The following is a 13,839-nucleotide window of genomic DNA, read 5'->3' as shown; positions in this document are numbered from 1 at the left end:
AGCTGTAAGCCCTCGGCACAGCATGAACCCTACACGGGCGCTTGGACTCAATGTGCCCTGTGGCTGCGCCGGAACTCTCCCGGCGTTTGTGCGTTCCAGCGCTTGAAGGCTCGTTGGAATGCCTCGGCTGAGGCAAACCCCAACAGGTAGGCGATCTCACCGAACGCCAGTTCGGTATCGCGAATGTAAGTCATGGCCAGGTCGCGGCGTGTGTCGTTGAGGATGGCGCGAAACTGCGTACCTTCTTCGGCCAGCTTGCGGCGCAGGGTCCAGGTGGGCAGCTTCAGGCGCGCCGCCACTTCTTCCAGGTCGGGCTCCCGGCCACCGTTAAGCAAGGGTCCCAACAGTTGGATGATGCGCTCGCGCAGGCTGCGGGTGCGGGTCAGCTGTTCCAATTCCCGTTCACACAACTGAACCAGGTGTTGCCAGGTACTGGGGCAATGCTGCGGGTTTCGCTGGGCCAGGCTGTCGAGGCCCAGGCGCAGTTGATTCTGCTCGGCGCCAAACTGGATCGGGCCGTCGCCTAGCACGCGGTAGGCTTCCAGGTACGCCGGCTCTTCGAATTCGATGTCGATGCGCTCCGGTCGCAGCGCGATGCCGCTCACGCTGGACAGTTGGGTGAGCCAGCCGGCGACGATCGAATCCACCACGAAGCGGTTGTAGGCGTTGTACGGGCTGATGGAATAGAACCGCAGCCAGGCGCCCCGGGCATCCTCGTGGAAGCTGGATTGGCCGCGGTAGTTGGAACCGTACAGCGGCTCGAAGCGGATCAGGCAGCGGGCGGCTTCGCGCACGGTGGGTGCCTGGGCGGCGGTAACACCTGCCAGCCCAGCCTGGCTCAATCGGCTGAGCTGGCCCATGCGCAGGCCCAGGGCCGGGTTGCCGGTCTGCTGGATGGCGGCGTGACCCAGGCGCATATAACGAGGGATCGACAGGCGTGCGCCGGGTTCGGCCAAGCGCGTGGCATCGAGGCCGTACTGTTCGAGCAACGGTTGGGGATCATGCCCATGGCTGGCGATCGCGTCTGCCAGGCTATGGACGAAGCCCACCGATAAATCCCCGAGGCGCATCGGTTGCGGCTTCATGGTCACAGCCAAAGGTTCAGCAGGCGTGCGCCACGGGCCTGGCCATCGGGGAAATGCTGGCCGTCGTGGCTGATGAAGCTTTGGCCGCTGCTGCCACTGTCCCAGAACTGGCCCCGCAGGAACACGCTGACGCCGCCTCGGGCCTGGCTGATGGGCAACTGGCTGGTCAATGTCAGGCGATGCCAGGCCTGGCCTTCGCTGGTTTCACCGGGCTTGAGGCTCACTTCGCTGGGCGTGGACAGACCTTTATAGCCGCTCCAGGGTTTGTCCCAGGTATCGCGCCCGATGACGAAGGCGGGCACCGCGATCAGTTGTGCGCCCAGCTCGTTGAGCTGTCGGTAGTGGACCGGGTACCAGCTGTCGCTGCCGATCAGTACGCCCAGGCGCCCGGCGGGGGTGTCGACGACATGGATGGCGTCCGGGCGATCAGCCTCCAACACGTCCCGCTGCTCGAACACCGGATGTCGCTGGCGTTGTGGCTGGCCCATCGGAAGGCCATCGCTGCCGAACACCAGGCTGCTGTTGTACAGCGCGCCTGCGCCCACCTTCAGCGTATCTTCGCTGACGCTGGGCTCGGGGAGAATGATGGAGCCGGCCACCAGGGTGACGCCGAACTCCTTGGCCAACCCGCCAAACAGCGCCTGGTAGTCGTGGGCCATGCGCTGGGCTTTCATGCGCAGGTAGGCATCGTCCAGGCGGTTCTCGCCGTGGGTGCTGAGCAGCGCTCGGATAAACGCCAGTGGATTGCTCGCCGCCAGCCAGTTCATGGCTTCCTTGAAGGTTGTGGCCTGGTACAGCTCGTCCTTTTCACCGCTGACCATCAGCCAGGTGCCGATGTGCTCGGGCAACACCACGATGGTTTTTTCGTTGAGCAAACCCTGCTCGCGCGCGGCCTGCAGGTAGGCCGCCAGTTTGCGGTGCAGGCGCTCGGGGGTCTGGTAATCGGTGGGGAACAGTTCGGGTTGGATGCCCAGCAGGTTGCCGCGGTCGGCGGGCGTGCCCTGGTCGACTGCCAGGTTGATGCGCAGGTCCGACAGGTAATGACCCGCCGGCCGATCCGCCGTCCACAGTGCATAGGTGATCAGGACGGCGACCAAGGCCAGGGAAAACAGCAGGTACAGAAATTTGCGCATGGGGTAAACAGTCAGCGGCCGTGTGCGGTTATTACGGCGCAGGGTACGGTAAAACCGGCCATTCGCCAAAGGATGCACATGTTCCAAAGTGCATGCAGGCGTATGCAGAGGGGGTGGCCGCCGGCAGGTAAGCGCGAGCTTCACAGCCCTCCGGGGCCAAGCGCCCTTGCCAGGGGCAGTGCAGATGGGCCTCAGGCGCCAGTGGTCCACGCGCTGCACATTTGGATCATGAAGTTGTCAGTTACGGTCATTGAGCGCTCGCAGTCCGGCTCTTAGGCTGTGGGGCATGACTGAGGGAGGCCGCAGAGCTTCCACCTTTTCCGTGATCGCCCGTTGTGGAGTTACCGATGACCGCCGCCCATTACCCGCACCTGCTGGCTCCGTTGGACCTGGGTTTTACCACCTTGCGCAACCGTACCCTGATGGGCTCGATGCACACCGGTCTTGAAGAAAAACCGGGTGGTTTCGAACGCATGGCGGCGTATTTCGCCGAGCGTGCCCGAGGCGGCGTGGGCCTGATGGTCACCGGCGGGATCGGGCCGAATGATGAGGGCGGCGTCTACTCCGGGGCGGCCAAGCTGACCACCGAAGAAGAAGCCCTCAAGCACCGGATCGTGACCCGCGCCGTGCACGAGGCCGGCGGCAAGATCTGCATGCAGATTCTCCACGCCGGGCGCTATGCCTACAGCCCCAAGCAAGTGGCGCCCAGCGCGATCCAGGCGCCGATCAACCCGTTCAAGCCCAAGGAGCTGGACGAGGAGGGCATCGAGAAGCAGATCCGCGATTTCGTCACCTGTTCGGTGCTGGCCCAGCAGGCCGAGTACGACGGCGTCGAGATCATGGGCTCGGAAGGGTATTTCATTAACCAGTTCCTGGCCGCCCACACTAACCACCGCACCGACCGCTGGGGTGGCAGCTATGAAAACCGCATGCGCCTGCCGGTGGAGATCGTTCGCCGGGTACGCGAAGCGGTGGGCCCGAATTTCATCATCATCTTTCGCCTGTCGATGCTCGACCTGGTGGAGGGTGGCAGTTCCTGGGACGAGATCGTCCAACTGGCCAAGGCCATCGAGCAGGCTGGCGCGACGATCATCAACACCGGTATCGGCTGGCACGAGGCGCGGATTCCCACCATCGCCACCAAGGTGCCGCGAGCCGCGTTCAGCAAGGTCACGGCCAAGTTGCGTGGTTCGGTCGGCATTCCGCTGATCACCACCAACCGGATCAACACGCCGGAAGTGGCCGAGCAGATCCTGGCCGAAGGCGATGCCGACATGGTCTCCATGGCGCGGCCGTTTCTGGCAGACCCGGAGTTCGTCAACAAGGCAGCGGCGGGGCGTGGGGATGAGATCAACACCTGCATCGGCTGCAACCAGGCCTGCCTCGACCACACCTTTGGCGGCAAGCTCACCAGTTGCCTGGTGAACCCGCGGGCGTGCCATGAAACCGAGCTCAACTACCTGCCGGTGACCCAGGTGAAGAAGATCGCCGTGGTGGGGGCCGGGCCGGCCGGGTTGTCCGCTGCTACCGTGGCGGCCGAGCGGGGCCACCAGGTGACCCTGTTCGATTCGGCCAGCGAAATCGGCGGCCAGTTCAACGTCGCCAAGCGTGTACCGGGCAAGGAAGAGTTCTACGAGACCCTGCGTTACTTCAATCGCAAGTTGCAGACGACGAATGTCGAGTTGTGCCTCAACACTCGGGTGGATGTGGCGACCCTGGTGGACGGCGGTTATGACGAGATCATCCTGGCCACTGGCATTGCGCCGCGCGTGCCGGCGATTCCCGGTGTGGAGCATGCCAAGGTGTTGAGCTACCTGGACGTGATCCTGGAGCGCAAGCCAGTGGGCCGCAGCGTCGCGGTGATCGGCGCTGGCGGTATCGGCTTCGACGTGTCGGAGTTCCTGGTGCATCAGGGCGTCGCCACGAGCCAGGACCGCGAGGCATTCTGGAAGGAGTGGGGGATCGACACACGGCTTCAGGCCCGCGGTGGTGTGGCCGGGATCCAGGCCGAACCCCATGCCCCGGCGCGCCAGGTATTCCTGTTGCAGCGCAAGACCTCCAAGGTTGGCGACGGCCTGGGCAAGACCACCGGCTGGATTCACCGCACGGGCCTGAAGAACAAGCAGGTGCAGATGCTCAACAGCGTCGAATACCTGAAGATCGACGACCAGGGCCTGCATATTCGCATCGGTGAAGCCGGCGAGCCTCAAGTGCTGCCGGTGGACAACATCGTGATCTGCGCCGGCCAGGATCCGCTGCGTGAATTGCAGCAAGGCCTGGAAGCGGCGGGGCAGACCGTTCACCTCATCGGCGGTGCCGATGTGGCCGCGGAGCTGGATGCCAAGCGCGCGATCAACCAGGGGTCGCGGTTGGCGGCGCAGTTGTAAGGTCTGTCCATGGGGGGCGGGCTCACCTGACTCCATGTGTGGAAGCGAGCCTGCTTGCGAAGGCGTCCAATCAGTCACTGCAATCGTGACTGACCAAGCGTTTTCGCGAGCCGGTTCGTTCCCTCAGGTTTGTGTATTGTCCGGCCCGTTGCGGCCAAGCTGTTAAGATTCCGGCGTCTTTCTCTTCGGCCTGCCGCCATGCTGCTTCCCGCCCTCGACTGGCATCCCCAACCTCGACTTGACCCCTTGCCCCTCGACTGGCTCGCCCTCGCCGGTGTTGAAGTGGCGGTGTTGCGCCTGGACCAGATCGACCCGCTGATCAGCGGCAACAAATGGTTCAAGCTGGTGCATCATTTGCGCGAGGCGCAGGAGGCGGGAGCCGAGGGGGTGATGAGCCTGGGCGGGGCCTATTCCAATCATCTGCATGCGTTGGCGGCTGCCGGCAAGCGCTTCGGCTTTCCGACGCTCGGACTGCTGCGCGGTCACCCCATGGACACGCCCACGGTGCGGGACCTGAACGCGTTCGGCATGCAATTGCATTGGTTGGGGTATGGCGGCTACCGCGAGCGCCACGCGGCGGATTTCTGGGGGCCCTGGCAGGCGCGTTATCCACAGTTGCATCCCGTGCCCGAAGGCGGCTCAGGATTGGCCGGCGCCCAAGGTTGCATGGCGTGGGTGGCCAGTGTCCGCGAACAACTGGCGCGATTGGGGTGGGCGGATTATCACGGCTGGTGGCTGGCGTGCGGCACGGGGACGTCGCTGGCGGGGCTGGTGCTGGCCGAAGCGGGGGAGCGCCCGGTGTATGGGGTGCTGGCCGTGCCCGAGAACCACGGGGTGGCGCCGCAGGTCGAGCGCATCGTGACGGCGGCCGGGCTGACTCGGGCGCGTTATGAACTGCTCGACGGCAGCCGCGGCGGTTTTGCCCGGGTCGATGCCCAGCTCAGCGACTTCATTTCGACCACGGGCGCCATCGAGTTGGAACCGCTGTACACCGGCAAGGCGCTGATGCTGCTCAAGGCTCAGGTCGAAGCCGGGCGGTTCGCCCGAGGTACGCGCCTGATCTTTGTGCACACCGGCGGCTTGCAAGGCCGCCGGGGGCTCGAATAGACCGTCTTCAGCCGCGCTTGGGCATCATCCGCAGCAGCGTGTTGTCGCGCACCACGTAGTGGTGATACAGCCCCGCCAGGGCATGCAGGCCAATCAACCAATAGCCGATGGTGCCACCCAGCACGTGCCAGCCCTCCAGCTGTTTGGCGAAATCCTTGTCCTGATGAGTGATCAGCGGCAGGTCGAAACCGTAGAACATGACCTGATGCCCTTCGGCGCTGGTGATCAGCCAGCCCAGCAGCGGCATGGCGATCATGAACAGGTACAGGGCCCAGTGCATCAGGCGAGCGAGGAAGGTCTGCCAGACAGGCGATGCCGGGAAGATCGCCGGCGCCTTGCCCATGCTGCGGGCGAACAGGCGCAGCCAGACCAGCAGGAACACCGTCAGGCCGAGCATGAAGTGGGCTTCCTTGATCAGGGTTCGACCGCCGCTGCCCTTGGGGAAGATTCCACGGAACTCGATGCAGGCATAAACCACGGCCAGCAGGACCACCATCAACCAATGCAAGGTGACCGTGACGGTACTGTAGCGGCTTTCTGAGTTTTTCCAGGGCATTGCAGGTATCTCCAACAATCAGGGTAGAGCGCCGTCTTTTGCGGCGTTGTGTTTACTGTAAGCCCGTTTCGCTGGGTTTGCTTGTGCTGGATCACGTTTTGTCAGGGAGCAAGGTCGGGCGGGTTCAGAAGCCAGTCCAAAAGCAGCCCGGCATCCGGTGTGTGCTGTGGTGATTGCGGTGCGGCGGTCGAGCCGGCGCCGGTGTCGAAAACGCCGGGACAGAGCACCGGCCGGTCGGGATCGCCGTCGAGAAAACTCACCAGCACCCGGCTACCCGCCGTCAGTACAGGAGGAGTGCCGAGCGATAATCGCGACACCGGCAGGGCGATGGCTTCCTGGTCCGGCGCCCACAGGCTGACACTGACCTGGCCGTGTTCATCGGGCCTGGCCGGTTGGCCGGCGTGGCCGAGCACGTGGGCCAGGTGATAGCCAGGAATGCGGGGCTTGGGATGCCTGAGGGCGGGCCTGAACACGGTGGACCAGGGAATGGCGGTGAATCGGTTGCGGTACTGCCGGGTCGATGGGGTGGCGGGCAGGTTCGGTTCGAGGATGGAAAACTGTCGACCGCGATGTTGCACGTCAACGATCAGCCATTGATCGTTGAAGGTTGACACCGGGTGTTCGTCGACCTGGACGAGGTGGCCGCCACGCAGGGCCGGTTGGGTGCTTTGGCCATGGATCTCCCGTTGCCGGCAGCGTAGCCGTTCAAGGTGGCGACGACCGGCCTGGTGACGGTGAGTCAGGGCCGGGTCGCCCCGCAGGGCCTGGTGAGCCGGGCTGTCAAAGGCGTGGTTGGCGGCGAAGGCCTCGGTCTCGCCCATGGCCCGGTCGCTGAACCCGCCGGGCGGGGTGGGCGTCATGGGCTGGTGGCGCAGGTACAACCGCTGGATCGCCGGCTCCGCGCTGGCGTCCGGCCGCAGGGGCAATGCCAGCGGCGCAGGGGGAAAGCTCTGCGGGTCTTCGGCAAACACCAGGACATGGCCCTGGGGGCTGTGCTCAAAGTGGTAGTGGATGCCTTCTTCCTCGCACAGCCGTTGCAGCAAGGCCAGGTCGCTTTCCTCGTATTGGATGCAGAACGGACGGCGCGGGTATTGCCCATGGGGCAGTTCGAAGCGGTAGCTGTCGGTGGGCAGGGCGTGGTCGTCCAGCAGGCGCTGCAGCATCTGCACGGCGCTGAGCCGGTTGAACACCCGCCGCCGTGGGCCTTGTTCCAGGCGCTGGAGATAAGGCACCAGCGTCACCCGATAGCCGATGCGATGGGACGCGGGCGCGCTCAGGTGGACGCTGTGGACGACCCCGTGGATGCCCGATTCGGCGTCCAGGCGCAGGAAGGCCGGTTGTCCCAGCAGCGTGTCGGGGTTCATCGGTGGCGCCAGGCTGATCAGTTCGAGGTTGAAGCGGTAGGGTTGGTTGAGGGCTTCGCGGCCGTTGAACCGTAGCACTTGCAGCTGCAAATCGCTTTGCGTGAAGGTCAGGCTGAAAGGACTTTCCATGTCGTTGCGCATCGCGGCTCTTACTGGCGGGGAGAAGCGCAGAGGGTACGAAACCGTGGACGGGAACGGGGCCTGTGCGGCGCTATTTCAGAAAGGCCCTACAAGATGCTGCGCAAATGTCGATCCAGCAGGCCGAATTTTTTGGTCGATCAGCCGGTTTAGGCCGTATAAACTGGCGCCACAGCGCCGGCCAGCAGATGTCTCGGCGCGTCAGACAAGAGAGTGAGTGATGGGCGCACAGTGGAAGGTTAAACACAAAGAAGCGGCTGCGAACGCCAAGGGCAAGATCTTCGGCAAGCTGGTGAAGGAAATCACCATTGCCGCGCGCAACGGCGCCGATACAGCGACCAACGCGCACCTGCGCCTGGTGGTCGAGCAGGCGAAAAAGGCCTCGATGCCCCGCGAGACCCTGGAACGTGCGATCAAGAAAGGTTCGGGCCAGCTCGGTGAAACCGTGCAGTACCACCGTGTCACCTACGAGGGTTTCGCGCCGCACCAGGTGCCGCTGATCGTTGAGTGCGTGACCGACAACATCAACCGCACCGTTGCCGAGATCCGTGTGGCCTTTCGCAAGGGCCAGCTGGGGGCTTCGGGTTCGGTGGCGTGGGACTTCAACCATGTGGGCATGATCGAAGCCGCGCCGGACAGCCCGGATGCCGATCCGGAACTGGCCGCCATCGAGGCCGGTGCCCAGGATTTCGAGCCGGGCGAAGAGGGCGCGACCCTGTTCCTTACTGACCCTGCCGACCTCGACGCCGTGCAGAAGGCCTTGCCGGAGCAGGGTTTCACGGTGCTGTCGGCCAAGCTGGGCTACCAGCCGAAAAACCCGGTCAGCGGCCTGACCGACGAGCAGATGGCTGAAGTCGAAGCCTTCCTCGAAGGCCTCGACAACCACGATGACGTACAGGACATGTTTGTCGGGTTGGCGGGGTAAGCAGCCCTTTGAGTGGCGAGGGAGCATGCTTCCTCGCCATGGTCAGCGTTTCAAGCCGCTCAAAAGCGCTTCAATCTCCTCGAAACCCGGTCGCGCCAGCACCTCCGGCTGGCAGCAACGTGACTGCAAGCCTTGCAACGTTGCCTGCATCGCCCCCTCGGGCGTCGGCTCGATGCGCGCCAGCAGTTCCCCCAACAAGATCCCGAAGGCACGCACTTCGATGCGTTGCAGGGCACGCGTCTGCACGGTGTCGGTGGTGGCGTGGAACGACGCTGCGCCAAAATCCCCCAACAGGCAGTCGCCCTGGTCATTGAAAAGAATGTTGTGAGCGTACAGATCGCCATGGGTGATGCCTTGGCGGTGCAGGTGGGCTGCCACCGCAGCGATGCCGTGGGCGATGCGCAAGGCAGCGGGCGCATCGAGGCGCAATTCGTCCGCGTACACGTCACGGGTGCACGAGGCCAGGCTCGGCAGCCCGGCGAGGTTGCGGTAGCGGGGCTCGATCAGCGCCATCACCAGCCCGGCCTGTTGCTCGGGATGCCCGACGACCTGGCCCAACACCTCAATCAACTGCGGATGCCGGCCCGCGGTGATGCAGGCATGCATTTCATGCAGGGGCGAGCCGTCGCTGGTCATCTGGCCTTTGTACAGCTTCACCGCGACGGTCCGAGGCGCCTGGCCCGGGGCCTGCCACAGCGCTTGATGGATCACGCCCGATGCACCCTCGCCCAGGGTGTGTTGCAGAGTCAGTTGCGACCAGTCAATGGGCGTCGTGGTGCTCAATGCGGCGAGGTCGGCCTGGGTTTCCAGCGGGTTGCCGGCGTAGGCCAGCCAGCTGAGGCGCGGCAGTTGCAGCAGGCCGGGCGGCAGTTCGTCCAATTGATTGGCGGCGATGCGCAGCAGCTCGAGACGTTGGCACTGGCCCAGGCTGGCCGGCAACTGGCGCAGGCGATTGCCGGCCAGCATCAGTTTTTGCAGGTCCGGGCGTTGGCCCAGCTCATCGGGTAACTGGCTGATGCAGTTGTCCGTCAGGATCAGCCAGCGCAACTTCGGCGGCAGGGCGGCGCCCGTGACACGCTCGATGCGGTTGGCCTTGAAACCGACCATGGTCAATGCGTCGCATCGACCCAGGCATTCGGGCAGTTCGGTGAAGCGGTTGTCCGAGCAGAACAACACCCGTAGACGGGTCAGCCGATGCAGGTCGTCGGGCAGCGCGTCGAGCTGGTTACCGCTGAGATTGAGGATCTCGAGCGTGTCGGCCAGGTCGAAGATTTCCGGGGGAAACTGTGTCAGGCCGCAGGCCAGGTCCAGGCGGGTGACGCCCGAGAGCTGGCCGGCGCGAAGTCGTGTGAGGGTATCCATGGGGAGCGGTCGCTGTCGATCCAGAAGCGTCTGATGCCCGCTATTCTGTTACAAAACCCTGTGGCGAGGGAGATAAATCCCCTCGCCACACGCGCCATACCGGTTAGCGCTCGACGCTGCGGTTCCACCGCGCATTCCAGGCGGGGCGCTGTTCGTTGACCTGGTCCCAGTCCACGGCAATGGCGGTTTCCAGGTATTGCTTCATCGCTTGTACCTGGCCACGGGTCTTGTCGGTGGTCGGGGTGTTGGGGTTGGACGGGATCTGGTCGCCTTCTTCCAGGGCAATGGCCTGGGCTTCAGGCGTCAGCAGGAAGGCGGCGAGTTTCTGCGCCAGTTCGGGTTGGGTGTTCTGGGCGATGGTGCATTCGGCGACGTTGAGGACCACCGCGCCTTCCTTCGGCTGCGCGTATTCCACCGGCATGCCCTTGAGTTTCAGCGCGGTCACCTGGGTCGGCGTGAGCGGGAACAGCGCCGCTTCGTCGGTCTGCAGCATTTCAGAGATCTTCGCCGAGCTTGGAATGTACTCCAGCACGTTGCGCCCGACGGTGTTCGGCCAGGCCTTGAAGCCCGGTTCGACGTCATTTTCACTGCCGCCCTGGATCCGGTTGAACATCAGGAAACCGTGCAGGCCGAAGGTCGACGAGGCCATCGACTGGAACACCACTTTGTCCTTGAAGCGCGGGTCGGCCAGGTCCATCCAGGAGGTCGGCGCGCTCCAGCCCTTTTCCTTGAACAGCCGCGTGTTGTAGGCCAGCCCCGTCACCCCGAGGCTGACGGCCACGGCCTGGTCCTTGATACGACCCTTGGCCGGGATCTGTGCCAGGGTCGGGCTGTCTTCGAGTTTGTCGCACAGCCCCATGGAGATGGCGCGGTACATGATGCCGTCATCGAGGAACATCACGTGCATCTGCGGGTTGCCTTTGCTGGCCTGGACCTTGGCCAGGATGTCGGCGGACGTGCCGGGCACGATCACCACCTTGACGTTGTTGGCTTTCTCGAAGGCCGGCAGGACCTTGTCGGCGTAGAGCCGTTCCATGGTGCCGCCGTTCATGCCCAGGTAAAGCGTTGGCTCGGCGTATGCCTGGCCGGCGGTGAGCGATGCGCTCAAGCAGGCACAACCCAGCAGTGCAGTGCGTTTGACGTTATTCATGGCGCGACCTTCCTCTATCAAGCAACGGAGATGGAGTGAAACCGGGTGATGGAAAACGCATCCAGCGGCGTGCTCGACGCGCCGCTGCAGATGATCTCGGTGAGCGCCTGGCCCACCGCGGGGCCGATCTGGAAGCCGGCGCCGGCAAAGCCGAACGCATGCAACAGGCCGGGTTGGGTGCTGCTGGGGCCGATCACCGGCTGGCGATCGGGCAGGTAACCTTCGGTGCCGCTCCAGGTACGAATCGCCTGGGCGCCTTCCAAAAATGGATAGAGTTCCACGGCCTGGCGCAGGATTTCGACCACGGCATTCTGCCCGGGCCGGGCGCGCGCTTCGTCCAGGGCAAAACCCTGGCCGCCGCCCAGGACACAATTGCCCCGTGCGACCTGGCGTGCGTAAATCCCGCCGCCTTCGACGCCAGTGCTGGCATCCATGACCACGGGCAGGGGTTCGGTGACCAACATTGCCGGATGCCCGGCGTGCATCGGCACCGCTTCGCCGAATTGCGCGGCGAAGTGGCTCGCCCAGGCTCCGGCGCAGTTCAGCAACCAGGGCGCATGGAGCACCAAGCCAGGCCGGGTTTGAACGGTGAAGCGATGGCCGTCATGGTCCACGCTGTCGACGGCGCATTGTTCGTGCACTTGTGCGCCGTGCCGGCGGGCGGCCTGGGCAAAGGCCGGCGACACCAGGCGCGGATTGGCGTGGCCGTCATCCGGGCACAGCGATGCCCCGACCGCCACGGCGCCGACCCACGGGAAGCGGGCACGCAATTGATCGCGATCGAGCAGTTGCAGGTCGAGGCCGAAGCCCTGGCTGCTGGCGGCGTAGTCGTGCAGGGCGCGAAGATCGTCGAGGCTGCGGGCCAGTTTCAGGTGGCCGCTGCGCTGGTACTCGCCGTCGATGCCGATCAACTGGGGGAGCTGGCTCCAGATTTCATGGGCCCGTTGCGACAACGGCAGTTGCGACAAGGGACGACCCTGGCGCCTGACGCCACCGTAGTTCACGCCGCTTGAGTGCGACCCGCAGAAATCCCGCTCCAGCAGCGCCACCCGGCGTCCGGCCCGACTCAGGAACAACGCGGCCGAGGCGCCCACGATGCCGCCGCCAATGATCACTACGTCGACGTCGTTCATGGCGCCACCTCCAGGCCGAACGGCACGGGTTTGATGGGCGCCTGGGCCCGCAGGCGGCCGATGTCGGAGACCGGGCGGCCACTCTCGCAGGCAATGATTTCCGCCGCCGCGGCGCCGCACATACGGCCCTGGCACCGGCCCATGCCGACCCGGCAATGGGCCTTGACCCGGTTGATCTCCCAATGGCCTTCGCCCACCACCCGGCGAATATCACCGACGCTGACTTCTTCGCAGCGGCAGATCATCAGCTGATCGGCGGCGTCGGCGGCCCAGCCTTCGGGGAAGGCAAATGCGCGCTCCAGGCCTTGCCGGAACCGGCCGATGCGCTCCAGGGCCTGCTCCAGTTGGTGGCAGCGCTGCGAATCGATCCGGTAGCCAAGGTCTTCGAGCAGGGCCAAGGCGGCGCGCTCCCCGGCCATTTCCGCTGCGTCGGCGCCCATGATGGCGGCGCCGTCGCCGGCCAGGTAGACCCCGGGGACGCTGCTACGCCCGGCACCGTCGCGTTGCGGCAGCCAGGCGCGGTTGAGGGGGTTCCAGGAAAACCCGCAGCCGAGCAGGTCGGCCAGCTGGGTTTCGCTGCGCAAGCCATGGGCGAAGGCCACCGCGTCGCACTCGAGGGTGTGCTCGCCCTTGGCGTTGTGCCAGCGCAGCGATTGCACCTGGCGTGTGCCGTCGATGCGCGACAGGCGGGCGCCTTGCAGCACCTTGATGCCGTGGGCCGTCAGCCAGGCGCGGTAATACAGCCCCTTGGCCAGGGTGACGGGCTGAGCCAGCAAGCCGGACAGGGCGCGGACCTGGGCGCTGAGCGGTGAACTGTCGAGCACGGCGACCACCTGGGCGCCCGCGCGGGCGTACTGATACGCCACCAGGTACAACAGCGGTCCGCTGCCGGCGAACACCACCCGCTCGCCGATGGCGCAGCCCTGGAACTTCAGGGCGATCTGCGCCGCGCCGAGGCTGTACACCCCCGGCAAGGTCCAACCCGGCACGGGCAGGATGCGGTCGGTGGCGCCGGTGGCGACGATCACGCTGGCGTATTCAAGGCGCTCGGCGCGCCCTTCGTGCAAGGTGTCCAGCAGACCGCCCTCGGCGTTCCATACCAGTGTGTCGGGACGGTAATCGAGCTGTTCGCGCAGGTCGTCGAGGGTCTGGTGCAGGGCATTGGCCTTTTGCGCCTCGAAGCCATAGAGCTTGGCTGGCGAGCGCTTGAAATTGGCCGGTTGGCGCCGATAGATCTGTCCGCCGCCGCGGGCTGCCTCGTCCAGCAGAACGGGGTAGACACCGTGGGCGACCAGGGTTTGCGCAGCACGAATACCGGCCGGGCCCGCGCCGATGATGGCGATGGGTTTCATGGCCACCTCCTCGGTTGGGGGTGGGGATTTGCGGCGCGGGTGAAGCCGCCTTCGCGGGCAAGCCCGTTCCCACAATGATCTAGTGGTGATCCTCGATGCTGTGTTCGCCACCCATTCCCTGTGGGAGCGGGCTTGCCCGCGAAGGCG

The 13,839-nt window shown here is 65.1% G+C and carries 11 protein-coding genes; 3 read left to right on the top strand and 8 right to left on the bottom strand.

Annotated features, from left to right (window positions below; translation table 11 throughout):
- Positions 1-47 precede the first annotated feature (47 nt).
- Positions 48-1,085, bottom strand: a complete 1,038-nt coding sequence (locus tag KI241_RS17800) for an AraC family transcriptional regulator (RefSeq protein WP_042727834.1) — start codon at positions 1,083-1,085, stop codon at positions 48-50.
- 2 nt (positions 1,086-1,087) lie between these two features.
- Positions 1,088-2,218, bottom strand: coding sequence for a carbon-nitrogen hydrolase family protein (locus KI241_RS17795; protein WP_212802823.1), 1,131 nt, complete (start codon positions 2,216-2,218; stop codon positions 1,088-1,090).
- A 347-nt stretch (positions 2,219-2,565) separates the two neighbouring features.
- Here KI241_RS17795 and KI241_RS17790 point away from each other — a divergent pair, with 347 nt between their 5' ends.
- Positions 2,566-4,605 carry an NADPH-dependent 2,4-dienoyl-CoA reductase gene (locus tag KI241_RS17790; RefSeq protein WP_047739189.1) on the top strand — a complete coding sequence of 680 codons (2,040 nt, stop codon included), beginning with the start codon at positions 2,566-2,568 and terminating at the stop codon, positions 4,603-4,605.
- Between the two features lie 198 nt (positions 4,606-4,803).
- Positions 4,804-5,712: a pyridoxal-phosphate dependent enzyme gene (locus KI241_RS17785; RefSeq protein WP_212802822.1), complete on the top strand. Its 909-nt coding sequence runs from the start codon at positions 4,804-4,806 to the stop codon at positions 5,710-5,712.
- Between the two features lie 7 nt (positions 5,713-5,719).
- Here the strand turns inward: KI241_RS17785 and KI241_RS17780 are convergent, their stop codons facing one another.
- Together KI241_RS17780 and tssI are read right to left on the bottom strand one after the other, a co-directional pair.
- Positions 5,720-6,268 carry a cytochrome b gene (locus KI241_RS17780; RefSeq protein WP_042731920.1) on the bottom strand — a complete coding sequence of 183 codons (549 nt, stop codon included), beginning with the start codon at positions 6,266-6,268 and terminating at the stop codon, positions 5,720-5,722.
- A gap of 101 nt (positions 6,269-6,369) precedes the next feature.
- Positions 6,370-7,773 (bottom strand): type VI secretion system tip protein TssI/VgrG, encoded by a 1,404-nt coding sequence (tssI, locus tag KI241_RS17775; RefSeq protein ID WP_212802821.1) that lies wholly within the window; start codon positions 7,771-7,773, stop codon positions 6,370-6,372.
- A gap of 217 nt (positions 7,774-7,990) precedes the next feature.
- Between tssI and KI241_RS17770 the strand changes: the two genes are divergently transcribed.
- On the top strand, positions 7,991-8,695 hold the full coding sequence (locus KI241_RS17770) for a YebC/PmpR family DNA-binding transcriptional regulator (RefSeq protein ID WP_047739186.1): 705 nt from the start codon (positions 7,991-7,993) through the stop codon (positions 8,693-8,695).
- A gap of 42 nt (positions 8,696-8,737) precedes the next feature.
- On the opposite strand, the gene KI241_RS17765 is transcribed toward KI241_RS17770, so the two are convergent.
- From KI241_RS17765 to KI241_RS17750, 4 genes are all read right to left on the bottom strand, one after another.
- Positions 8,738-10,057: a leucine-rich repeat-containing protein kinase family protein gene (locus tag KI241_RS17765; RefSeq protein WP_042731917.1), complete on the bottom strand. Its 1,320-nt coding sequence runs from the start codon at positions 10,055-10,057 to the stop codon at positions 8,738-8,740.
- Positions 10,058-10,160: 103 nt separating this feature from the next.
- Positions 10,161-11,207, bottom strand: coding sequence for an ABC transporter substrate-binding protein (locus tag KI241_RS17760; protein WP_047739185.1), 1,047 nt, complete (start codon positions 11,205-11,207; stop codon positions 10,161-10,163).
- Positions 11,208-11,224: 17 nt separating this feature from the next.
- Positions 11,225-12,340 (bottom strand): FAD-dependent oxidoreductase, encoded by a 1,116-nt coding sequence (locus KI241_RS17755; RefSeq protein ID WP_042731915.1) that lies wholly within the window; start codon positions 12,338-12,340, stop codon positions 11,225-11,227.
- Positions 12,337-13,692, bottom strand: coding sequence for an NAD(P)/FAD-dependent oxidoreductase (locus KI241_RS17750; protein ID WP_212802820.1), 1,356 nt, complete (start codon positions 13,690-13,692; stop codon positions 12,337-12,339). The genes KI241_RS17755 and KI241_RS17750 overlap by 4 nt, the downstream gene beginning before the upstream one ends.
- Positions 13,693-13,839: the final 147 nt, after the last annotated feature.

It is taken from the genome of Pseudomonas sp. Cab53, assembly GCF_018325965.1.
Lineage (GTDB): Bacteria > Pseudomonadota > Gammaproteobacteria > Pseudomonadales > Pseudomonadaceae > Aquipseudomonas > Aquipseudomonas chlororaphis_E.
The sequence above is the reverse complement of the archived record's forward strand: the minus strand, read 5'-3'. Positions and strand labels throughout refer to the sequence as shown.